Below are 22,931 nucleotides of genomic sequence, written 5' to 3'. Positions count from 1 at the left end.
GGACTAAACACAATGAAAAAACTCGCAACTCTTATCTCTGCTGCACTTCTTTCATCCACCGTCTCTGTTTCGGCGCAAGCGCAGGATACGATGGCCATCGTACTGTCAACGCTAAATAACCCTTTCTTCGTTACGATGAAAGATGGTGCTGAAGCGAAAGCGAAAGAGCTGGGCTATGACCTGATTGTTCTTGATTCACAAAATGACCCAAGCAAAGAGCTATCAAATGTGGAAGACCTCACGGTACGTGGCGTGAAGGCAATTCTGATTAACCCGACAGACTCTGATGCCGTTTCCAATGCAATTCGCATGGCTAACCGCTCAAAGATCCCTGTATTGACACTAGACCGTGGTGCAAGTCGTGGTGATGTCGTTAGCCATATTGCTTCTGATAACGTAGTCGGCGGTGAAATGGCAGGTCACTTCATCATGGAAAAAGTGGGTGAAAAAGCAAAAGTGATCCAGTTAGAAGGTATTGCGGGTACATCAGCTGCGCGTGAACGTGGTGAAGGCTTTATGAACGCAGTTAAAGGCAGTGAGATGGAGCTGCTGGCCAGCCAGCCCGCTGACTTTGACCGCACCAAAGGCCTAAATGTAATGGAAAACCTCTTGGCTGCTAACCCAAATGTGCAAGCCGTTTTTGCTCAGAACGATGAAATGGCACTGGGTGCTTTACGTGCTGTTCAAGCATCAGGTAAAGACGTGATGATTGTTGGTTTTGATGGCACTGAAGATGGTATTGCAGCAGTGAATCGCGGCAAACTGGCGGCAACAGTCGCACAACAGCCAGATCTGATTGGCTCACTGGGGATTGAAGCTGCAGACAAAGTACTGAAAGGTCAGGCTGTAGAAGAGTACATCCCAGTACCACTTAAAGTGATTGCCAAGTAATCGTTATTTTGCCCTTTTCTCTATTTTCAACCTGTCGTTTTGGGGAAGAGGGCAAATAGGCTTGCGCTTTTGCGAGAGTGCAAACTTATTATTCCCGTTCCAAATTAGTAAGGTTCCATTGAACCGAGGATAACCGTATGAATAAGTTAGTGGTATTAGGTAGTGTTAACGCTGACCATGTTCTCCAAGTGCCTTCTTTTCCTCGCCCGGGCGAGACGTTACATGGTCGCAATTATCAAGTTATCCCTGGTGGTAAAGGGGCAAACCAAGCCGTAGCGGCTGCCCGATTAAACGCAGATACTGGATTTATCGCCTGCGTTGGTGATGATGCGTTTGGTATCAACATTCGTGAAAACTTCAAAATGGACAACATCAACATTGCTGGCGTCAAAATGCAGCCAAATTGTCCGACCGGAATTGCCATGATTCAGGTAGCTGAAAGCGGTGAGAACAGTATTTGTATTTCTGCAGAGGCGAATGCGAAGTTGACTGAAGACGCGATTGAAGTTGATCTAGAGCGAATCCGTCAGGCCAACTATCTTCTTATGCAGTTGGAAACGCCGATGTGTGGCATTGAAAAAGCCGCGAAAGTCGCGAAAGCGTCTAGAACTAACGTCATCCTTAACCCAGCGCCTGCGCGTGAGTTATCGGATGAGCTGCTTGCTTGTATTGATGTGATTACCCCAAATGAGACTGAAGCAGAAGTGCTTACTGGTGTGACGGTTATCGATAACGAGTCAGCCCAAGAAGCAGCAAATGCACTTCACCGTAAAGGTATAGAAATCGTATTGATCACGCTCGGGGCTAAAGGAGTATGGCTAAGTCAGAATGGCCGTGGTGAACTAATCCCAGGCTTCAGAGTTGAAGCAACAGACACAACCGCTGCAGGTGATACCTTTAATGGGGCCTTAGTCACTGGTTTATTGGAAGATTTACCACTAGAATCGGCGATAAAGTTTGCTCACGCTGCCGCGGCCATTTCCGTCACACGTTTTGGCGCACAGACTTCAATCCCTAGTCGAGCTGAAGTTGACGCTTTTCTGGAGCAATACAGTTAGTCAAAGATAAGGAGATAATTACATGGCTACAATGAAAGATATTGCCCGGCTCGCCGGTGTTTCCACTTCAACTGTCAGTCATGTCATTAATAAATCTCGTTATGTGAGTGAAGAAATCTCTGAGCGGGTGAACAAAGCTGCTCAGGAACTCAACTATACGCCTTCCGCGCTTGCACGTAGCCTTAAGATGAATCGTACCAAAACCATTGGTATGCTCGTGACCACTTCGACGAACCCCTTCTTTGGTGAGGTCGTGAAAGGGGTTGAACGTAGTTGCTATCAGCAAGGGTATAATTTGATCCTTTGTAATACTGAAGGGGATAACGAACGCATGCGTGAGTCGATCAACACCTTATTACAAAAGCGTGTAGATGGCTTAATTTTGATGTGTTCATCATTGGAAGGTGAACGTATCGATGTCTTCGAAAAGTACCCTGATATTCCTGTTGTTGTCATGGACTGGGGACCGATGTTATTTACCAGTGATAAAATTCAGGACAACTCGCTACGCGGTGGCTACATGGCTGCTAAGCATTTGATTGAAGCTGGTCATAAAGAAATAGGTTGTATAACCGGCCCTTTGGTTAAACACCAAGCACAAATGCGTTACGAAGGTTATAAACGTGCGTTAATTGAAGCGAGCTTAGAATTTAATCCAAATTGGATTATTGAAGCTGACTTTGAATGTGAAGGCGGCCATGAGGCCTTTATTAAAATGCATGCCAAAGGCCCGCTTCCAAGCTCTATATTTGTGTGTAATGACATGATGGCAATGGGGGTGATCAATGCGGCTAATGAAAAGGGGATTCGTATTCCTCAAGACCTTTCTATTGTCGGTTACGACGATATTCAAATTTCTAAGTTCATGACACCAGCGTTAACTACTATCCATCAACCTAAATATCGATTAGGTAAAGCCGCCGTTGAAGCATTGCTTAAAAAACTCGATGGTGGCGAAACAGAGCCGCAAGTCGTTCAACTAGAACCTACACTCATTGAGCGTAAAACCGTATATCAAATTCAGTAAATGAAAATAGTGGTCACCCGAGCTATCCGATGTTCAAATTTGCTGAGTTATCAAAAACCTGAGCCTACCAACAAAAAAGCAACGGTTTGATTTACTAGGTAAGCCTTTTCTATAAGTTTGTGCTAAACCTTAAGTTAGAGAAATGTAATTAAGGGGTTAGACAAGAAATGGAATTGTTTGCGGACCATCGACAGTCAGAACAGCCTGAAATCAGTGAAGATAACCGTGCTGCTGAGCGTTTGGCTCCACCGTGGAAAGTGCTTCTCATTGATGATGATGAGCAAATGCATCAGGTGACGAAACTGGCTCTGTCAGATTTTGAGTTTGAGGGCAGGTATCTCGATCTCATCTCTGCCTATTCCGCAGCAGAAGCGAAAGACATTTTCCGAGAATCTGAGGATATCGCGCTTGCTCTTGTCGACGTGGTGATGGAAACAGAACATGCGGGCTTGGAATTAGTCAAATATGTTCGTGAAGAGTTAGGTAATGGCTTGGTTCGCCTTGTTTTGCGAACAGGGCAGGCAGGGCAAGCACCGGAAGATACGGTGATTCGTGAATATGAAATCGATGACTACAAAGAAAAAACCGAACTGACGACACAAAAGCTGAAGACCTTACTTTACTCTATGCTTCGCTCTTATCGGGATTTGTGTCTGATTGAGCAGCAAAAAAAAGGCTTAAGCAAGGTGATAGAAGCTTCAGCCTATGTTCAAAACACCAATACTTTGCAAGCTTATGCGACTTCAGTGTTGGAGCAACTGACCTCATTACTCAAGCTGGATCAATCTGCTCTTTACTGCATTGTTCAACCAAGACCGAATGGTGAAGAATCACGTGCTTTAACACTTGCTGCCACGGGGAGTTTCGTCGATTACTACAGTGAATGCGCCTTTGAAAAGTTACCAGAAGTAGTGGCAGAACGATGCAAGCGGGTTTTTGAGGGGCAGAAGTCTGAGAATTTTGGTGATGCCTATGTGCTCTATACGCATGATGATCAGGGTGTCGATTGCATCTTATATGTGAATGTCAGCAGAGAGTTGACCGAGCTGGATATGCAGTTGCTTGAAATCTACATGCAGAACATAGGGCTGACTTTTGAGAATCTCAGTTTGATGCTTGATATCCGTGAAACGTCCAAAGAGTTGGTTTACAACTTAGCAAATGCGGTGGAAGCGCGCAGTAAAGAGACAGGTGCCCACGTGCAACGTGTTTCTCTTTTCAGTGAAAAGTTGGCATTGCTATATGGTTTAAGTGAGTATGATGCTTCAATGATTAAACATGCCTCACCTCTGCATGATGTGGGTAAAGTTGCGGTTCCAGATTCTATTCTGCATAAGCCCGGAAAACTTAATGCAGAAGAGTGGGAGATCATGAAAAAGCACGTCGATTATGGGGTGGATATTCTCAGCAAGTCCAAGCGTCGACTGATTACCGTTGCTAAGGAAATTGCAGGCTATCACCATGAAAAGTGGGATGGCACTGGGTACCCAAATGGTTTGTCTGGCTTAGATATCCCGGTCACCGGAAGAATTACGGCGTTAGCTGACGTGTTTGATGCATTAGGGGCTAAACGCAGCTACAAAGAACCATGGAGTGATGAAGATATTATGGTCGAACTGGTGGCGCAAAAGGGCAAGCATTTTGAACCAGAACTGGTTGAATTACTTGTTCAGCACTGGGATGAATTCATCGAAATCCGTAATTCGCTTCCTGACTAAAGCGCTACTTTTATTCGGATTCTGGAGGTAAGTTCATTGGCAAAATGAGCTTGAACATTACACCTTCTCCTGGTTGAGAGCTGAATTCCAGCTCTCCTTTTAATTTTTGTTTGACTAAGTTGAACACCAAGTTTAACCCGAGTCCTGAGCCACCCAGCCCTCGTTTGCTTGTATAGAAAGGTTCAAATATTTTTTGATGGAGTGACTCTTCAACCCCACTGCCGTTATCACGATATTCAAATAAGACCATGTCATCAACTTGATAGAAATGAATGCTGATCGCCGCATTAGGCTGCTGCTCAAAGGCATGATTGATACTGTTCATCACTAAGTTGGAAATAATCTGCGTTAGTACACCGGGTAAGCTATTCATTAAAATGGTGTTATCTCCTGTCAAAAGAGGTTCGACAGGGATCTTGCGAGTTTCAGGGTGTAAGCTGGCTAATAGAGCTTCCAATACTTGCTGTACATTAAATTGAGAACGTGCTTCGGAGACCTGATCTACGGCGGTTTGTTTGAAGTCCTTAACCAGTTTGGCAGCGCGGCTTAAGTTGTGTTCCAACATTTGGCTGCTGTCTGACATCCGTTTCATTAATATTTCAAACTGACTGCTGGTCAAAGTTTGTGCGGCAAACGCGGCGTTGAGTTCACGTGTAGCGTCTCGTATTACTGATGTTGCAGTTACAGCGATGCCGAGTGGCGTATTCACTTCATGTGCGACCCCTGCAACTAACCCACCGAGTGCGGCTAACTTCTCTGATTCAACTAACTTGTTTTGCGCCTCTTGCAACTGCTCCATACTTTGTTTGAGGTCCAAGGTTCTGGAAGCCACCATACGCTCAAGGTTTTGGTTGAGTTCTTCTAGCTCAATCTGGGTTAATTTAAGTTCGGTGATATTGATTGCCGTGCCTCGAAAACCTAAGAAATGACTATTCTCATAGCGGGCTTTGGCTTGGAATAGAAGGTGTCGAGTGATGCTGTGGATCGTGACACTTTCTTCAACTTGAGTGAAGTCATTGCGCTTTGCAATGGCCTTATGTAGTTTTGTCGCTTCTTGCAAATCAGGAATATCAGAGAAGCTAAGTCCATGAACCGTCGTCAGCCCGAGGACTTCTTTCATAGGCTCGGAACAGTAGGTGAGTTGTCCAAGCTCATTGGTTTCCCACAGCCAGTCTGAAGAGACATGAGTAAAATCGGCCAAACGTTCTTGCTCTTCTTTGATGTTATTGTAGAGCAGGGTGATATTACTACTGATCTTGTTTGCACCTTCGCCAAGCCAGTCGAGCTCATCGTTTTTCTCTGTTATCCAACGCTTGTGTTTTAAAACTAAAGGTGGGCTGGGATGACGAGGGTTAAAGGCTCTCAAATATTGTGCGATCTGAAAAACTCGACGATTAACACTGGCGTGGAAGATGAACATCATCACTGAGCACACGAGTAAGGTTTTGAAGGCATTTAGAAGCAGTGTAGAAATGAATTGCTGAATAAGGTAGTCATAGATTTCTTGAGCATTTGACTCAACATAAATGGTGCCGATATCCTCGGTATGGCCATCATCAAGATCGTGATAGGTCAGTAAATAGGTGGCCTTCACCACATTGCCTGTGACTTTTTTTCCTGAGTTGAATGTGTAATTGCCCGAGTTCACTTCAAGGTAGTCTATTTTAGGTAAGTTAACTAATCCATCCAACCTCTCCTGCAGAACCACCAAGTCAAACGACCATAAAGAAGAAGCTAACAAATTCGCATGAACATCCCGTATTTCGACGTGCCTTTGGTCTACATCATCGAACTCTTTGTCATAGTCCCATGACAGTTGCAGCAGTGTAGTAAGCAGTGTTACTACACTGCTTAATGTCACCATGAGTAAAATGATGCGACGACCAATTCGGCTATATAACGGGTTGTTGATACTTTCTTCTACTTTTTTGCTGCGGCTCATAGGGCTCTAAAGTCGTGTTTTTACTTGAGTATAGCTTGCGCTGATTAAGTTTTATAATGACCTATTCACACTAAAGATGGTTTCTACTTCTAAACTAAAGTGTGAGGTGTCGTTTTCAGGAGGTGCCCATGAGGGGACTTGTTTTGTGTTTATTGTTTTATGCCAGTGTGTCACAAGCGGAAAAAGTCCTGCTGATAGAAAGTTACCATGCGGAATACCCATGGGATGTAAGCTACGTGAAGGGGATTGAAGAGGCCTTAACACAATCTGCGGTGTTGTACCGATTCCAAATGGATACCAAAAGGTTACCTAAGGAGGAGTTTGAAGCTAGAGCGGATCAAGCCCTGTCTTATTATTATAGTTTGCAACCTGATGTAGTGATTCTGGGCGATGATAATGCTCTGAGCTACATGCTCCCTAGATTGTATAAAGAGTCTATTCCTATTGTGTTTTTAGGTGTGAACGCCAATCCTCGTTATCTACTCTATCAGTATCGAGGCAGTGCTAAAGTGACAGGGGTCCTAGAGCTTCCTCTTTATATTAAAACTCTTGGCGACCTCAGCGTAATATATCCGGAGCGGTATTTTAAAGTACGGGTCATGTTTGATTCTGGAATTACTTCCAAGATTGCTGCCAAATACATAGAGCGACAACATGACATGATCAAAGATAACTTAGGTATTGAAACTGAAATTTTACTTCTTTCTACACAGCATGAATGGGAAAGCGCCATTAAAAGTGCTGCTGCCGACAATGTATCCATCATCATTATTGGTCTTTACCATACTTTGAAAGATGAGCATGGAGAAAGCGTTCCTTCAGAGCAGATTTTACAATGGACCAATGAAAATTCGACGATTCCTTTATTTGCTTTTTGGGACTTTGCTGTCGGTGAAGGGAAAGCAAGTGGCGGTGTTGTGCTTTTTGGAGAAAGCCAAGGTAAGCAAGCAGCAAACTTAGTGAATAAAATATTAGACGGAGAAAGTGCCGATCAAATCCCTATAATCATCGGAGAGCAGGGACGAGCGATTTATTCAGCTACAGAAATGCAGCGTTGGGGGTTAGCTCCTCCTTCACATTGGCAGGCTATCGATTGACAAGATATAAAAATCCCCACGAGCTTGCGCTGGTGGGGATTTTAAAAATCAGCTAATTAAGCTTCGGTGCGACGGTCACGGCTATGACCACGTTCACCACGGTAGTTGCCACGGTGATCGCCACCACGGTTGCGGTCGAAGCGACGTTCACCATCACGACGGCCGCCTTCTCGATTGCCACGACCACCTTCGCGGTTACCACGATAGCCACCTTCACGATTGCCGTCACGGTTACCACGGTAACCACCATCACGACGGCTGCCATCGCGACTTCCACGACCGCCATCACGGCCACCACTACGACGTGGTTCGCGGAAATCATTGAAGTCACACACTACAGCGTCAACTTGCTTCTGACGGATACGCAGTTTGCGTAGCTTACCTGCAGTGTCTGAAGACATCGCTTTTGGTAGCTGAACGTAAGTTTCACCTTGTGCAAGTTTGATTGCACCGATAGAGCCTTTCGTCAGGCCAAGTTCGTTTGCAAGCGCACCAACGATATCTTTAACTTGTACGCCTTGCTCACGACCCACTTGAAGTTGGTAAGTATCCCAATCTTGAGTATTGAAGCTACGGCCACCGTCACGGCCATCGCGACCATTTTCACGACGTTCTTTACGGCGTTTCTTGTCACGCTCAATCGCTTCAATCATTGGGTCTTCGCCAATGTAGAATAGTGGGCGCTTACCTTGCTGGCGCTTAAGAAGAATGGCAGCCAGTGTTGCTGCGTCTAGCTCTAGAGATTCTTGCAGTTTTTCAACTAGCTCAGAGAACTTCTCTAGTGCTTTGTGTTCTTTATCTGCTTCAAGTTCTGCCCCCAGTTTTGCAACGCGAGCTTCTGCAACTTTGTCACGATGTGGAAGTTGGATCTCTTCCATTGATGACTTAGTTACGCGCTCAATAGTGCGAAGCATACGTAGTTGGTTAGTACGAACTAGAAGGATCGCTTTACCTTTACGCCCAGCACGACCTGTACGGCCGATACGGTGGATGTAAGACTCAACATCGAATGGAATGTCGTAGTTGAATACGTGCGTGATACGTGGAACGTCAAGACCACGTGCTACAACGTCAGTTGCAACTAGAATGTCGATAACACCTTGTTTGATGTGATCAACAGTACGTTCGCGTAGAGACTGAGGAATGTCACCATGTAGGGCAGATGCTTTGAAGCCACGTGCACATAGCCAATCCGCCAGACGCTCAGTGTCTTGACGAGTACGTACGAATACGATGGATGCGTCAGTCTCTTCAGTTTCTAGAAGACGAGACATTGCTTCGTCTTTTTCTACGCCTTTAACAACCCAGAACTGTTGCTCTACTTTGTCTACTGTGTGGTTTTTCCCCGCAACGTCTACTGTTTCTGGATCACGTAGGAAACGTTCAACAATGCTCTTAAGCATAGGAGGCATAGTCGCAGAGAAAAGTACACGTTGTGCTGATTCAGGCGCGTGCTCCATGATTTCAGTCACGTCATCAACGAAGCCCATGTTTAGCATCTCATCCGCTTCATCAAGAACGAATGTGTGTACTTCGTCTAGGTGTAGACGGTCACGGTTGATAAGGTCTTGAACACGGCCAGGTGTGCCGACAACAATGTGAGCACCGTTTTTAAGGGCACGCATTTGATCGACGATAGACGCACCACCGTAGATCTCAAGTACTTTAAGGCCAGAGATGTTTTTGCCTAGGTTCTTAATTTCAGCTGCAACCTGAATCGCAAGTTCACGCGTTGGTGCAAGCACAATGGCTTGAGGCTTACGTTGTGCCAGGTCTAGCTTGTTAAGAAGAGGGAGAGAGAAAGCTGCTGTTTTACCAGTACCAGTCTGAGCTTTACCTAGTGCGTCTTTACCAGCCAATAGGTGCGGAATGGCCGCTGCCTGAATTGGCGTTGGTGAAACAAAACCCATACCGTCAAGAGCTGAAAGGATAGAGTCGTTAAGCGCTAGATCGCTAAACTGAATTACAGAATCTGTCATTGGGATCCTACTATATTATGTCAACAAAAGGTCCCATGAGCTCTACCAATTCCAATACCAATCCAGTTGAGAGCTGATTCCATTCAGATGCGGAAAAGTCGTAAATCGCATCAAGCCACTAGGGACATAAATTCTCTCGATGCCGCTCACTACTTTGCATTGTGTCACGTGGTCACTTTGCCATAAAAGTAGTCGCATCGATTTGAGGGAGCGAATTATTCCCTAAAAGCATAAAAAAAGCCAGAAAAAATTGAATTACATCACATATTTTTCTCACTATGGACAAAAATGAGTGCTCAGTGAGCGAAAGTTGGGGGCATGTGAAACTATTTGTGTGCAAAGTAGCCATCAAACGTTTCCTTGGTAGAAGCTGCTGATGATAAAACAGTTCTGCAATATACATTGATCACATTACCTAGTACCATGTGCGGCAACAAGTGGACTCCAAAAAATGAGTGGTCATTGCGAAGTGCTGATGACTCGTTGACTAGGAAGAATATAGCGTCGAATGCGACTGCATTCGGGATATGAACGAATTAGTTAGAAGTTAAAATGTTCCAAGACAATCCTCTACTGGCTCAACTCAAGCAGCAAATCCAAGAAAACCTTCCTAAAAAGGAAGGCATAATCAAGGCGACTGAAAAAGGCTTTGGCTTCCTAGAAGTCGATAGCAAGACAAGCTTCTTTATCCCGCCTCCGTACATGAAAAAATGTATGCATGGTGACAAAGTGAAGGCGATTATTCGTACAGAGAAAGAGCGTGAAGTGGCTGAGCCAGAAGAGCTTTTGGAGCAGGGCGTCAATCGTTTTATTGGTCGAGTAAAGCTATTCAAAGGTAAGTTGAACGTTGCTCCTGACCATCCTCAGCTTAAAAAACTATCTTTGAAAGCAAAAGTTCAGAAAGGCTTGAAAAGCGACGACTTTAATGAGGGCGATTGGGTTGTCGCTCATTTGACTCGTCACCCTTTAAAAGGGGATAACGGCTTCTTTGTTGAAATTTCACAGAAGATTACTGACGCTGACGACAAGATCGCGCCTTGGTGGGTAACATTAGCTGAAAACGACTTACCAAACACCGAACCGGCCGGTATCGATAATTGGGAAATCAAAGATGACGCAGAGTTAGAGCGTATCGATATGACGCACGTCCCTTTTGTCACTATTGATGGTGAATCAACCAAAGATATGGATGATGCGTTGTACGCTAAGAAAACGGAAACCGGCGATTTTGAGCTGACGATTGCGATCGCTGATCCAACGGCTTATATCACACCGGATAGTGATATGGACAAAGTGGCGCGTGAGCGTGGCTTCACGATTTATTTACCTGGCCGTAATATTCCTATGCTGCCGCGAGATCTTGCCGATGAGCTATGTTCTCTGATTGAAAACGAACAGCGCCCAGCTTTGTGCTGTACTGTTACGGTGAGTAAAGATGGGGTGATTGGTGATGATGTTAAGTTCTTTGCTGCAAATATCAAATCTCATGCTCGTCTGGTTTACGACCATGTTTCAGATTGGCTTGAAAACGGCCATTGCGATGCCTGGCAACCAAATGATGAGATAGCTGAGGTCGTCCGAGATCTTTACGCGTTTTCTCAAGCTCGAGCAGAATGGCGTGAAACTCATGCCGTTGTATTCCCTGATCGACCAGATTATCGTTTTGAACTGAGTGAAGATAACGATGTGGTTGCAATTCACGCGGATATGCGACGTTCTGCAAACCGCCTTGTTGAAGAGTCGATGATCACTGCTAACATCTGTGCGGGTAAAGTACTAAAAGCGAGCTTTGATTCTGGCATGTTCAATACCCACGCGGGTTTTAAACCTGAGAAAGTAGCTGACGTTATTACATTGATTAACCCAGAAGGCGACTTACCATTTACGGTAGAAAGTGTTACTACTCTCGAAGGTTTCGCTCAATTACGTCGTTGGTTAGCAAAGCAAGAGACGAGTTACCTTGATAACCGAATTCGTAAGTATCAAGCGTATAGCGAAATTGGTAATCAGCCATTGCCTCATTACGCGATGGGGCTAGAGTTATATGCGACTTGGACATCCCCAATTCGTAAGTATGGCGACATGATTAACCATCGTATGCTTAAAGCACACATTCTGGGTAAAGAGCCGGTTCAAACGGCAGATGAAACTGTGGGTGAAGAGCTAGCTTTACATCGTAAGCATCATAAAATTGCTGAGCGTAGTGTTGGGGATTGGTTGTATGCTCGAACTCTCGCAGAAGAACCAACAAAAGGCACCATCTATAATGGTGAAATTTTTGATGTCTCACGTGCAGGTGTTCGGGTTCGCTTAATTGAGAATGGCGCGGCGGCATTTATTCCGGGCTCTTTAATTTTGGCGAACAAAGAGCGCTTGGAGTGCAATGGTGAGGCTGGCACTGTTTCTATCGATAAAGAAGTGATCTATCGTCTAGGGGATGTGCTTGAGCTAGTGCTGAATGATGTTAATCAAGAAACACGCAGTATTGTGGCAAAACCAACTCAGGTGTTTGAAGATGTGAAAACATCCGAACCTCAAGTCGAGTCCTAGTCCAAGCGAAAGTTGCAGCTGAGCGATGACTTTTAGACTACCGATCCCCAAGCGTTTAGCTTGGGGATTTTTTTTCGGGTCAGGGAAGGTGAACTTTAGTCAATGCATAGGGATGAGAGGTTTATGCTACGGCGCGACTGCCCCACCTAAATCTAGAGAGGTTGGCCATTTAGTGATACGATTCCCACCTAAGAAGATATTGCCTTTCACAGTCATCTTATCTGGGAATTCAGTAATGTTTGACCCTCCAATATAAAGATTACCTTCGACGACTAATCCTTCTGGGAGCTTCTCAAGCGGGGTTCTTATCACGCTCAAGTCACCTTTGACTTTGAAGCGAGGAGGGAGCTTAGTAAGAGGCGTGTCTGTCAGATTGACATAGCCTCCGACTTTAATGCCTGATGGCCAGCGGGTGATTTGTGAGGCAAGTAAATTCGCGTAACCTCTGATGTTCACGCCTTTAGCTATCTTTTTGAGCTGGCTGTTTGAAGCATCCAAGCTACCTTGTATCTCAACGCCTTGAGGAATTTCTTTGATGCTGGTTTTGGCAATGTTGAGATTGCCTTTAATCACTAAGCCTGATGGAAGTTCTTGATAAGGTTTATTGCGAAGGTCAAGATTGCCATAGTTATCAAGGTGATTGAGGATACGATAATGATCTATCGGCTCACCAAGTGTAGGCGCAGACAGTAGAGCGATAAGTGAAGGCAGAAGCCAATGCTTCATAAGACAGTCCAGACGATAATTTGCCTTAAGTATTAATGAGGAGTCTAGCCTGGGTCAATATTGAGAGAGTAACGGCACCAAAAAAGCGGACTAGATGTCCGCTTTTTACATATCTTAGCGTGTCAGTGAACGCGTTTTTAACTCAAAAATAAGCTTTTCTGCGCTGACTTCGAACTTGAATCGAGCGGTTAGCTCTTTGGACGTCTCTTCAATTGCTGTGACTTCATACTCTACATTCTCAGAAACTTGTTTTGCTAACTCTATATATTTATTCAGCTCCGCTTCGAGTAGGACTTTTCCCTCGGAAAAAATCGTGACTTCTGCGATGTCATCCCCTTCTTTGATAATAAAGCCCATCTCACCAGCGCAACCACATGCTTCACATACGTCAGCTTGTTCTAGTTCTGTGCTCATTACTACAATCCTCTTACAAAAATTATGGATATTTTATCGAGTTATTTGATGGTAATCCACAAAAATGAGCAAGAGTCCAGAAGGTATAGATAAACGAAATGTTATCTTATAAATATATTGTGGAAACAGCTGAGAATTGATAAACCTGTCAAATAGTGTGACATTAGTCATGTTGTTGCGAAATATCATGTCATTATCGAGTCAGGATGGTGTGCAGTTAGTTGTAAGCGAGTTCGATTTGTATGATTATCGTGAGCCAAATTATATAAATGAAAGATAATGCCTGTTTCTTTTATAAATTGCGCGGATGTGGTGATTTATAAAAAGTATATCTTACACGACATTGTGTACCCATCTAAGACGCCGTTTGTATTATATGGTACGATGGTTTTATTAGATTCCCTATAGGGATCTGCTGAGACTATAACGGGTGTCTTGTAAGATATCTAATAGGCGACATTATTGACTCGTTTGAGTTAGATGGATTTACAGAGAGAAGAGCCTGAACATGCCAAAGCGTAGTAAAGAAGATACTGAAATCACGATTCAGAAGATTATGGACGCAGTAGTGGATCAACTTTTGCGTCTGGGCTATGACAAGATGTCGTACACAACCCTAAGTCAACAGACAGGTGTATCGCGAACAGGTATTAGTCACCACTTTCCGAAGAAGACAGACTTCACGGCAGCGCTAGACGGTCGAATTTTCAAAATGTTTGTTGAGCATTTGAATTTTGACGGCAGCTTGCAAGAGTTCTCAGACAGTTGGGTGAAAGCGTTAGACAACGCAGAGTTTCTAGCGATTTTACGCCTACTATTCCACCATATCGTAACCTCTCAAAGCACACATGAGTTTGCAATGAATGGAATTGAGCGTCTATACAAAACGACAGAAGCACAATACGGCGCAGAGAGCGCTAAAGAATTAGAGTGGCTAATTGGTAAGTCACTGGTTCGCATGGCTAAGTAAACGCGTTGTAGACGACGATAATAAGCCTTCTAAGATTTGAAGGCTTTTTTGTGCCTAGAGCTTCCTGAACTGATTCACCAGTTTCCCTTGTGAATTTAGGTTTTTAACTAACCCTTCACATTCATCTCGCGTATCGCTGGCCAGAATATTTGTGGCTGAGCAGACTTCACTAATTGATTGCACGCTGGCGTTCATGTCTTCTGTTACTCGCGCCATCTCTTCAATCGCCGCCGCGATTTGATTGTTGCGATCTGAAATATCCGTCACTTGCCCAAATAGAGCATCCAGTTTCTCGCCAGATGTGCTAGCGCAATCTACGCAGATATCAGAGAGTTTGCTACCTTCGTCCATGGCTTGTACGGCTTTGTCAGTACTGGTTTGAATGAGTGTGATAATATTTTGTATTTCTTCTGTAGATTCATGGCTTCGTTGGGCGAGTTTTCGCACTTCATCAGCGACGACTGCGAACCCACGTCCTTGCTCCCCGGCTCGTGCTGCCTCTATAGCAGCGTTTAAAGCAAGTAAGTTGGTTTGTTCAGCAACGCCTTGAATTACAACTAATACTTCTCCGATGGTACGACCATGCTCTGCGAGTTGTTGAACCACATCTGCTGCTACGCCAAGTTGTTGTGAAAGCTCGTTCATCGAAGTGACGGTTTGTTCAACAGAGGTTTTCCCTTCACCTAAAGCAGAATTAGCACGCTCGGTTGCTTCCGAAGCACTTTGAGCATTTTGCGCAATTTCATTTGCGGTGGAGTGCATTTCATTGATCGCAGCAGCGACTTGTTCCGTTTCCGCTGTCTGGCCAATCAAGTTGTCTGCTGTTGTTTCACAGTTTTGTGCTGATGACTGAGCGGCGTCTGCAATTTGCTCGTTTGAGTTTTGGATTCGCCCCACTACAGCGTTGAGCTCTGATTGTCTCATTTTTAACGCTAAAGAAATTTCAGAAAGGTCATCAACGTGCCCGTTATAAACCAGCTCCATTAGGGGGTTATCGAACACTTTACGTGCCTCTGCTGAAAGAGCCTCTAATCGTCTGGTAAATAAGAGACCAGTACCAGTTGCTAGGAGGAAAAATAACCAGATTGCAGCAATAGGAGAGACAGACGCAACCAATGTGGAAATTACAGCAGCAGCAAGAAATGCGGCACAGAGCCTTTGCCATAGACGGGTGCGAGGCATTTTGAGCTGAAAAGGTGTTTGACCTGCTTTGAGTTGAGCGTAAATTTTTTCGGCGTTTTTGACATGTTTACGGTTGGGACTGAGACGAACGGATTGATACTCAACGATTTTGCCATTTTCCTTTATCGGCGATGCAAAAGCATCAACCCAATAGTGATCGCCATTTTTACATCGGTTTTTTACTATCCCCATCCAGGATTTGCCAGACTTTAGAAACTCCCACATATCCTTAAATGCCTCAGGTGGCATGTCAGGATGGCGAACGATGTTGTGTGGTTGCCCAACAAGTTCATCCAAACTATATCCAGCAACATCGCAAAACTCTTTACTGGCATAGCTGATGTGACTACTGGTCTTGGTGACGGACAACAAATTGTATTCAGGAGGATAAGTGACTTCTTTCTGGGTCACAGGTTCGTTTATGCGCATCGAGCAACCTCGTACAAAATAATAGAAATGACTGGGTACTTCTCAAACAGTATAAGTACAAATTTTTAAACGTGAGAGAATTGTCTGGTTTTTATTGATATTAAAGTAATTTGTTTCTAACTATTCAACTTATTGCTCACAGTCTTATTTTATTGACTATCCTGATACTAATGAGCTGTGCAGGAAGGAATCAGCTCGACTAAGGCCTTGAATACAATAATCATGGAGGTTATTGGTATGTCTCTTACTTCTTCGACAGGAAACTATAACAGTGCCCAAAGTTTACTAGAGCTTCACGATCTGAATGAGGCTGACTTAGCGCTAATCAGAAAGTTCGGCAGCATGATGGTACCGAAGCTCGATGATTATGTTAGGCACTTTTATGATTGGCTCGACAAGCTACCAGAATATAAACAATTTTTTGGTGATGAAAAGAAACTTGTACGAGTGCAAGACTCCCAAGTACGTTATTGGACCGTATTCTTTGAAGCGAAAGTCGATGAAGCTTATGTAAAGCAGAGAAGAGATGTCGGAGAGGTACACGCTCGCGTTGGATTGCCCTTACCTACGTACTTTGCTGGCATGAATATCTCAATGGTGATTTTTACTAAGCGAATGTATGACGGCAGTTTATACAGCGATGAATACAGTTCTTTGGTCACTGCATTCACTAAATTACTTCATCTTGATACGACGATTGTCGTGGATACCTATTCGCGCTTAATTAATAAAAGGATCGCTGAGCAAAGCGAAGCTCTGCTAGCGATGTCGACACCGGTTACCATGATCTGGCGCGACATCTTAATGCTTCCCATAGTGGGGATTATAGATTCTAAGCGTGCGCAAGACATCATGACTGCGGTATTGAATAAAATCTCTGAGCATAGAGCTAAGATTTTCATCATGGATATTTCTGGTGTAGCAGTGGTGGATACTGCGGTGGCTAATCACTTCATTAAAATAACCAAAGCAACCAAACTGATGGGCTGTGATTGCTTGGTTTCAGGTGTTTCTCCTTCTATCGCTCAAACCATGGTCCAGTTGGGAATCAATGTAGGCGAAGTTTGTACCAACGCGACTCTTCGTGATGCGCTAGAGAATGCCTTCAAAATGGTTGGGCTCAATGTTGATGCTTTAAAACAGCTCTCTGATGAGTCGTGATAGGCAGGTCAGAAGATGCATAAATCGATTTCCATCAACCGAATGAAGCAAGCGCTTATTGCCAATATCCAAGTGGATTTAAGTAAAGCGGTGTTGGATGAGTTCAGGCAAGAGCTGTTGAATATGGTGATGAACTCAACCTCGATCAAAGGAGTGCTTATTGATCTATCTGGTGTCAAAACATTAGATAGGCAAGACATGGACTCGCTTATGCAGGTTGTTAGTGCCGTCGAAGTCATGGGGCGTATTTGTCTCTTTGTAGGAATTCGTCCGGGTATTGCTATGGCATTAGTCAACATATCTTACCAGACAGAGTCCTTGCGCTGCGTAAGCAGCATAGATGATGGTCTGGCGATAATAGGGAGTTAGTGAATGACGGCGTCGAGCATAGTGGAAGACATAATTGAAACATACGAAATTCGCTCGGAATCCGATGTGATGAGCTCAGTGATCGCCACGTATACCTTAGCTGCACAATTTGGATTCAGCACTCCAGCCGTTAGTGAATTATCAACCGTTGTGTCGGAACTGGGGATGAACATCGTCAAATATGCTGAGTCTGGGGTTATCTCTGTATGGAAGCTAGAAAGGGAAGAAGGGCGAGGAATGAAGGTGGTTGCTCAGGATAGTGGCCCCGGAATAGAAGATGTCGATAAAGCGTTAGAAGAAAATTATTCAACTGGACGCTCGCTTGGTTTGGGGTTACCAGGTGTGCAGAGAATGGTGGATGAGTTTGAAATCGACACCTGTATTGGTCAAGGAACCCAAATTCAGGTAGTGAAATGGAGAGAGTAGATGGGATTTTCATACAGCTCTCGCGCTGTTCCCTACTTTGGTGAGTTAGAAACGGGAGACGGCTTCTTTATCCAGGAGTTCAGCGAGGCTCTTCTCGTCGTGATTATTGATGCCCTTGGGCATGGGAGTAAAGCTGCAAAGCTGGCGCGTGAGATTGAGCACTTTCTCGAAGAGCATGGATGTGAAGACGTGGAGTGGTTGATGACGGAGCTACACCGAGTCTTCCTTGGTTCAATAGGCGCGGCAGTAACGATCGTCTTTTTTGATGCTGCTCATAAGTCTGCCAATGGTATTGGGATTGGAAATACGCTTGTACGTCAGCTTGCCAGCGAGAAAAGGTCCTTTCCTGCACAGCCTGGCATTGTTGGTGAAATGTTGCCTACTCTGCGTCCGTTTCAGTTTACTTTTGCTGATGGGGATGTATTTATGTTCACCACTGATGGCATTAAAGAAAATATCAACGGTGATTTACTGCCTAATGCGAATTACGAAACTGTCGAATCACTTTCTTCCAAGTTTATTGAATCTTTTAGCAAACCTTATGACGATGCGACCGCTATCGCAGTGAGGTATACCGATGGATAGGCCGCATGTATACCGCTTAACGAACGATGATGAATCTCGAATTGTGCTGCGCAGAAAACTCATTGCTGTGCTTGATTTGATGGGTTATGAAAGGCATTACAGAGATCAAGTTATTTTCCTATGTGGCGAGATACTTTTCCAGTTATTCGCAGCCTTACCCTCTATACAACTTAAAGTTAGGGTTCATGACAACGGCATTCAAGCGTTGTGGTGCTCAACGGACGGTGAAAGTTTACCTAATGTCTCTATTCCTCTTTTGACGCTTACACAGACCAGTCATGAGTTGGCTTGGACGCTCAATGCGAATAAGCCACTTACCCCATTAGATTTTGCTGAAATCAAAAACGTGCTGTCTGAAAAAACACGTGATGATCTCATGCACGAACTCCAAGTTAAAAATCGAGAGCTGGCGACTCATCAAGAGGGATTGGAAGCAGAAATTGAACGGCGAACTAGAGACTTGCAGGCGAGTGAAGCATTGTCTCGAACGATTATTGAAGGAGCGCCGTCCAGTGTCGTCATCGTCGATAAGCACAAAAATATTGTTCTGTGGAATAAAACCGCTATCGAGACCTATGGCTATAGCGTGGAAGAAGCTGATGGAAAAAACCTATTTGATTTATTAAATGCAGAACTGCCAGAGGATTTAATAGAGCTGATTTCAAGAGAGATAAGCCTTGATGATCAGGACAAGGTGAGTGGCTCGTTTTTTGAAGTACAGACTTATACTCGCGATGGAAAACTAATTCCCGTTGATCTCGGAATGACAATATTTTTGTTCGATGACGAATACCGTATAGCAATGTTTCTTCGCGATGTGACGTCGAGAAAGCAAGTAGAAAATGAGCTAAATGAAGCGAGAGCAAAGGCTGAAGAAGCCGTTGAAATCAAATCCATGTTTTTGGCTAATATGAGCCATGAAATTCGAACACCGATGAACGCCATTATTGGCATGTCTCATCTTGCTTTGAAAACAGATTTAACCCCTAAACAACATGACTACATCTCCAAAATACACAATTCAGCTTCGCTTTTATTAGGCATCATTAATGACATATTGGATTTCAGTAAAATTGAAGCGGGTAAGTTATCTATAGAGGAAATTGAGTTTTATCTCGACGATGTTCTGCATAACGTTTCTATGGTGACTGGGCAGAAAGCGTTCGAAAAAGGTTTAGAACTGCTCTTCGATATTCCTAGAGGCGTTCCTAAGATGCTTTATGGTGATCCACTTCGGCTTGGGCAAATCATTATCAATCTGGTTAACAATGCGGTGAAATTTACCGAACAAGGAGAAATTTCTGTTGCTGTTAAAGTGCTAAGAACCCTAGACGACAAGATTGATCTGGGATTTGTAGTAAAAGATACGGGGATTGGGATGAGTGATGAGCAGTCTAGCAAGCTCTTTAATGCTTTCACTCAAGCTGATGGCAGCACGACGAGAAAATATGGTGGTACGGGTTTAGGTCTATCTATTTGTAGGCGATTAGTCGAATTAATGGGGGGAAGGATTTCCGTTGAAAGTGAACTGAATGTGGGGAGTAGCTTTCATTTTAATATTTTGGTCGGTGCGTCGACTGAGGGGGCATATACGCCTGTCGTTGTGCCGGATTTGCTCAATCATGTCAATGCGTTAGTTGTAGATGACAATGAGCATGCGCTTATGATTATGGAAGACTTGCTCGATATGTTCCTTTGTAAGCCTAAGTTTGTCAGTAGTGGTGAACAGGCCTTGGATGAATTGAAACGTGCTTCAGCCTCTGGAAAGCCCTACGATTTAGTCTTTATGGACTGGAAGATGCCGACAATGAGCGGCATTGAAGCTAGCCAGCATATTAGGCAGCAGATCAGTGCTGCGCACCAGCCCAAGATAGTTATCGTCACGGCCTACGATAAAGATGATATCTCTGATGAAGTGTCAGCATTGGATATTGCAGGTTTCCTCTCTAAGCCTGTGGGACAGTCGTATCTGTTTGATCTCATCATGGATCTCTTTGGTCCTCAAAGTGGTAACGAAAGGCCAGCCAGTCCTTCTCGTCGGCATTATAAGGACAAAGACCTTGAAGGCTTGTCCGTTCTTTTGGTGGAAGATAATGAGATCAATCAACAGATTGCAGTTGAACTGATGGAAGAAAAAGGCATCGTGGTTACGGTCGCAAACAACGGTGCTGAAGCGTTGGAGTGTTTGGAGCAAAGAATAGGCACGCCCGATATGTTTGAGATAATCTTCATGGATCTTCAGATGCCCGTGATGGATGGCTATGAAGCGAGTAAGCGTATACGCAGTGATGCTCGCTATGACACGGTTCCACTGATTGCAATGACAGCCCATGCAATGGTTGAAGAGCGTGACCGTTGCATGAAAATTGGAATGAACGATCATGTCTCTAAGCCGATTGACCCTGAGCACCTATTCGCGACGATAAAACGTTGTTGTCCGCAAGGGGGGCAGGAAAAAACACAAGCACGTCACAGTCACTCATTTCCTAGTCCGGTCGATAAAGTCGTTGAAGAAAATCAATCGACAGCATCACTACTTGAGGCAATTGAAGCCCTAGATACCCACAATGGTTTACTTAGAGTAGCCAGTAATGAAGCCCTTTATCACCGTCTTCTATCTCAACTTGTGGACAAAGAACACGACTTTGTAAAACGACTCGATGTCGCTTTGGATAAAGGGGACTTCGACTATGCAAAACTGAGCACCCACACCTTAAAAGGTTCATCAGCTAACCTTGGTGCTATTCGGTTATCTGATACGGCGGCCCGACTTGAACAAGAATTGCAAGGCGGGGAGCCAACTGAGCGGCTGGTGCAACTTAGAAATGAAATGTCAGATTATCTCGCGGTCTTTGTTCATGACGTATGTCAGGCACTACATCGGCCACAGCCCTCTGATTCTAAGGGAGATTTAGACGATGAAAGCGTGAAAATTATACACCATCTGGATGTGCTTCTTCAGGAGTTAGATGCGCAAGCGCTCGATTACCTTGACGAGCATTATTTGTACCTCAATACTTTACTTGGGTCGGAAGAATTCGACACTTGCTGTAAGTGTATCAACGATTGTGATTTTTTGTCTGCAAGTGTTGCCCTAAGAAAAGCAGCCAGCATTTATCCCTTAGATGTGGATAAAGTGTTTGGGGGAAACCATGGATGACCATTTAACCAGCGTCTTAGTTGTCGATGATAATGCTGAGAACAGAGTGTTACTTAGCGGCTTACTGAAACCACACCATCGTGTTCTCGTAGCAACGGGTGGGATGCAAGCAATAAATATCTGCAAGCAAAGAAAACCAGATATTGTTCTTTTGGATATCATGATGCCAGAAATGGATGGCTATGAGGTATGTACACGTTTAGCGGCGGATCCCGATACTTGCGATATTCCCGTTATTTTTCTCACTGCGAAGTCACAAATTGAAGATGAACAGAGAGGCTTTGCCGCGGGTGCGGTGGATTACATACTCAAGCCCATCAGCCCACCAATACTAATTTCTCGGATTAATACTCACCTAAGATTGCGTGGTGCCATGGATGAGTTAGCTGAGCAAAATGAAGAGTTGGAGAGAAGAGTTAAAAAACGCACGAGAGAACTGGAAATGTTGCAAGACGCGACCATTGGTGCGATGGCCTCTCTTGCTGAAACTCGTGATAATGAAACGGGTAACCACATTCGACGTACACAGCATTACGTCAAAGCCTTAGCTGAAGAACTGGTACGTGGAGGTCATTATGTGGAGGACCTTACACCAGACGCGATCGAGTTACTTTACAAATCTGCGCCTTTGCATGATATCGGTAAAGTTGGCATACCTGATAGTGTGTTACTCAAGCCTGCTCGATTAACCGATGATGAGTTTGATGTTATGAAGTATCACACAACTCTTGGGCGAGCAGTGTTAATGACAGTAGAAGAATCGATAGATTTCAAATGCGACTTTTTAACCGTTGCTAAAGAAATTGCATATAGCCATCAAGAAAAGTGGGATGGAAGTGGCTATCCAGAGGGACTGGCCGGATTAGACATTCCTCTCAGCGCAAGACTGATGGCATTAGCTGATGTATATGATGCATTAATTTCCGAGCGAGTCTACAAACCAGCATTTCCTCACGAAAAGGCATTGGACATTATATCTGAAGGCTCTGGCAGCCACTTCGAGCCTTTAATCGTGGACGCGTTTTTGAACATTGAAAACACTTTTAAAGAAATTGCATCCACCTATCAAGATGAAGGGTTTGATGAAAGCACGTTTCAGTTAAAAGCGAGCGGTGAAGAATAACGGTTCGTGGTAAGTTGCTTTTTACTGCCTAGCTTGGCTTGTATCATTTGGCAACATCACACTGTCTGATCGGAGTTCTCATATCAGATGTGTTTTATCTCGTTGGATTCGTGTCTGATGAGTT

General features: G+C 44.3%; 18 protein-coding genes. 13 read left to right on the top strand and 5 right to left on the bottom strand.

Translation table 11 applies throughout. From position 1 onward, the window contains the following. Positions 1-12: 12 nt before the first annotated feature. The 4 genes from rbsB (at position 13) to CTT30_RS20330 (ending at position 4,694) form a co-directional block, all read left to right on the top strand. Positions 13-891, top strand: coding sequence for a ribose ABC transporter substrate-binding protein RbsB (gene rbsB / locus CTT30_RS20345; protein ID WP_252036815.1), 879 nt, complete (start codon positions 13-15; stop codon positions 889-891). Positions 892-1,028: 137 nt separating this feature from the next. Continuing rightward, on the top strand, positions 1,029-1,949 hold the full coding sequence (gene rbsK, locus CTT30_RS20340; protein ID WP_252036814.1) for a ribokinase: 921 nt from the start codon (positions 1,029-1,031) through the stop codon (positions 1,947-1,949). A gap of 22 nt (positions 1,950-1,971) precedes the next feature. Next, positions 1,972-2,976 carry a substrate-binding domain-containing protein gene (locus tag CTT30_RS20335; protein ID WP_239874494.1) on the top strand — a complete coding sequence of 335 codons (1,005 nt, stop codon included), beginning with the start codon at positions 1,972-1,974 and terminating at the stop codon, positions 2,974-2,976. 167 nt (positions 2,977-3,143) lie between these two features. Next, positions 3,144-4,694 carry a response regulator gene (locus tag CTT30_RS20330; RefSeq protein WP_252036813.1) on the top strand — a complete coding sequence of 517 codons (1,551 nt, stop codon included), beginning with the start codon at positions 3,144-3,146 and terminating at the stop codon, positions 4,692-4,694. Between the two features lie 10 nt (positions 4,695-4,704). On the opposite strand, the gene CTT30_RS20325 is transcribed toward CTT30_RS20330, so the two are convergent. After that, on the bottom strand, positions 4,705-6,636 hold the full coding sequence (locus CTT30_RS20325) for a sensor histidine kinase (protein WP_252036812.1): 1,932 nt from the start codon (positions 6,634-6,636) through the stop codon (positions 4,705-4,707). A 128-nt stretch (positions 6,637-6,764) separates the two neighbouring features. On the opposite strand from CTT30_RS20325, the gene CTT30_RS20320 reads away from it, so the two are divergent. Then, positions 6,765-7,733 (top strand): ABC transporter substrate-binding protein, encoded by a 969-nt coding sequence (locus CTT30_RS20320; protein WP_252036811.1) that lies wholly within the window; start codon positions 6,765-6,767, stop codon positions 7,731-7,733. A 56-nt stretch (positions 7,734-7,789) separates the two neighbouring features. On the opposite strand, the gene CTT30_RS20315 is transcribed toward CTT30_RS20320, so the two are convergent. Continuing rightward, positions 7,790-9,712, bottom strand: a complete 1,923-nt coding sequence (locus tag CTT30_RS20315; protein WP_239835363.1) for a DEAD/DEAH box helicase — start codon at positions 9,710-9,712, stop codon at positions 7,790-7,792. A gap of 552 nt (positions 9,713-10,264) precedes the next feature. Between CTT30_RS20315 and rnb the strand changes: the two genes are divergently transcribed. Then, positions 10,265-12,262, top strand: coding sequence for an exoribonuclease II (rnb, locus tag CTT30_RS20310; RefSeq protein ID WP_252036810.1), 1,998 nt, complete (start codon positions 10,265-10,267; stop codon positions 12,260-12,262). A 126-nt stretch (positions 12,263-12,388) separates the two neighbouring features. Here the strand turns inward: rnb and CTT30_RS20305 are convergent, their stop codons facing one another. Beyond that, positions 12,389-12,988: a hypothetical protein gene (locus CTT30_RS20305; protein WP_252036809.1), complete on the bottom strand. Its 600-nt coding sequence runs from the start codon at positions 12,986-12,988 to the stop codon at positions 12,389-12,391. Positions 12,989-13,102: 114 nt separating this feature from the next. Next, entirely contained in the window at positions 13,103-13,402 is a 300-nt protein-coding gene (locus CTT30_RS20300) for a YfcZ/YiiS family protein (RefSeq protein ID WP_252036808.1), read from the bottom strand. 508 nt (positions 13,403-13,910) lie between these two features. Between CTT30_RS20300 and CTT30_RS20295 the strand changes: the two genes are divergently transcribed. Then, positions 13,911-14,372: a TetR/AcrR family transcriptional regulator gene (locus CTT30_RS20295; RefSeq protein ID WP_239835359.1), complete on the top strand. Its 462-nt coding sequence runs from the start codon at positions 13,911-13,913 to the stop codon at positions 14,370-14,372. A 54-nt stretch (positions 14,373-14,426) separates the two neighbouring features. Here CTT30_RS20295 and CTT30_RS20290 read toward each other — a convergent pair whose 3' ends face one another. Continuing rightward, a complete protein-coding gene (locus CTT30_RS20290) occupies positions 14,427-15,983 on the bottom strand; it encodes a methyl-accepting chemotaxis protein (protein ID WP_252036807.1) in 1,557 nt (518 codons plus the stop codon). Between the two features lie 237 nt (positions 15,984-16,220). On the opposite strand from CTT30_RS20290, the gene CTT30_RS20285 reads away from it, so the two are divergent. The 6 genes from CTT30_RS20285 to CTT30_RS20260 are packed head-to-tail and all read left to right on the top strand — an operon-like array spanning position 16,221 to position 22,807. Then, positions 16,221-17,144 (top strand): protoglobin domain-containing protein, encoded by a 924-nt coding sequence (locus CTT30_RS20285; protein WP_239863846.1) that lies wholly within the window; start codon positions 16,221-16,223, stop codon positions 17,142-17,144. 15 nt (positions 17,145-17,159) lie between these two features. Then, positions 17,160-17,513, top strand: a complete 354-nt coding sequence (locus CTT30_RS20280; RefSeq protein ID WP_239835356.1) for an STAS domain-containing protein — start codon at positions 17,160-17,162, stop codon at positions 17,511-17,513. Positions 17,514-17,516: 3 nt separating this feature from the next. Then, positions 17,517-17,939, top strand: a complete 423-nt coding sequence (locus CTT30_RS20275) for an ATP-binding protein (RefSeq protein WP_239863848.1) — start codon at positions 17,517-17,519, stop codon at positions 17,937-17,939. Beyond that, complete coding sequence (locus CTT30_RS20270) at positions 17,940-18,524, top strand: SpoIIE family protein phosphatase (RefSeq protein WP_239874501.1); 585 nt, start codon at positions 17,940-17,942, stop codon at positions 18,522-18,524. After that, positions 18,517-21,684 (top strand): hybrid sensor histidine kinase/response regulator, encoded by a 3,168-nt coding sequence (locus CTT30_RS20265; protein ID WP_252036806.1) that lies wholly within the window; start codon positions 18,517-18,519, stop codon positions 21,682-21,684. The genes CTT30_RS20270 and CTT30_RS20265 overlap by 8 nt, the downstream gene beginning before the upstream one ends. After that, on the top strand, positions 21,677-22,807 hold the full coding sequence (locus CTT30_RS20260; RefSeq protein ID WP_252036805.1) for a response regulator: 1,131 nt from the start codon (positions 21,677-21,679) through the stop codon (positions 22,805-22,807). Before CTT30_RS20265 ends, CTT30_RS20260 begins: the two co-directional genes overlap by 8 nt. Positions 22,808-22,931 lie beyond the last annotated feature (124 nt).

This window comes from Vibrio coralliilyticus, from assembly GCF_024449095.1.
In the GTDB taxonomy this organism is placed as follows: Bacteria; Pseudomonadota; Gammaproteobacteria; order Enterobacterales; family Vibrionaceae; genus Vibrio; species Vibrio coralliilyticus_A.
Note: the sequence above shows the minus strand (reverse complement) of the source record. Positions and strands in the feature narration are given on the sequence as shown.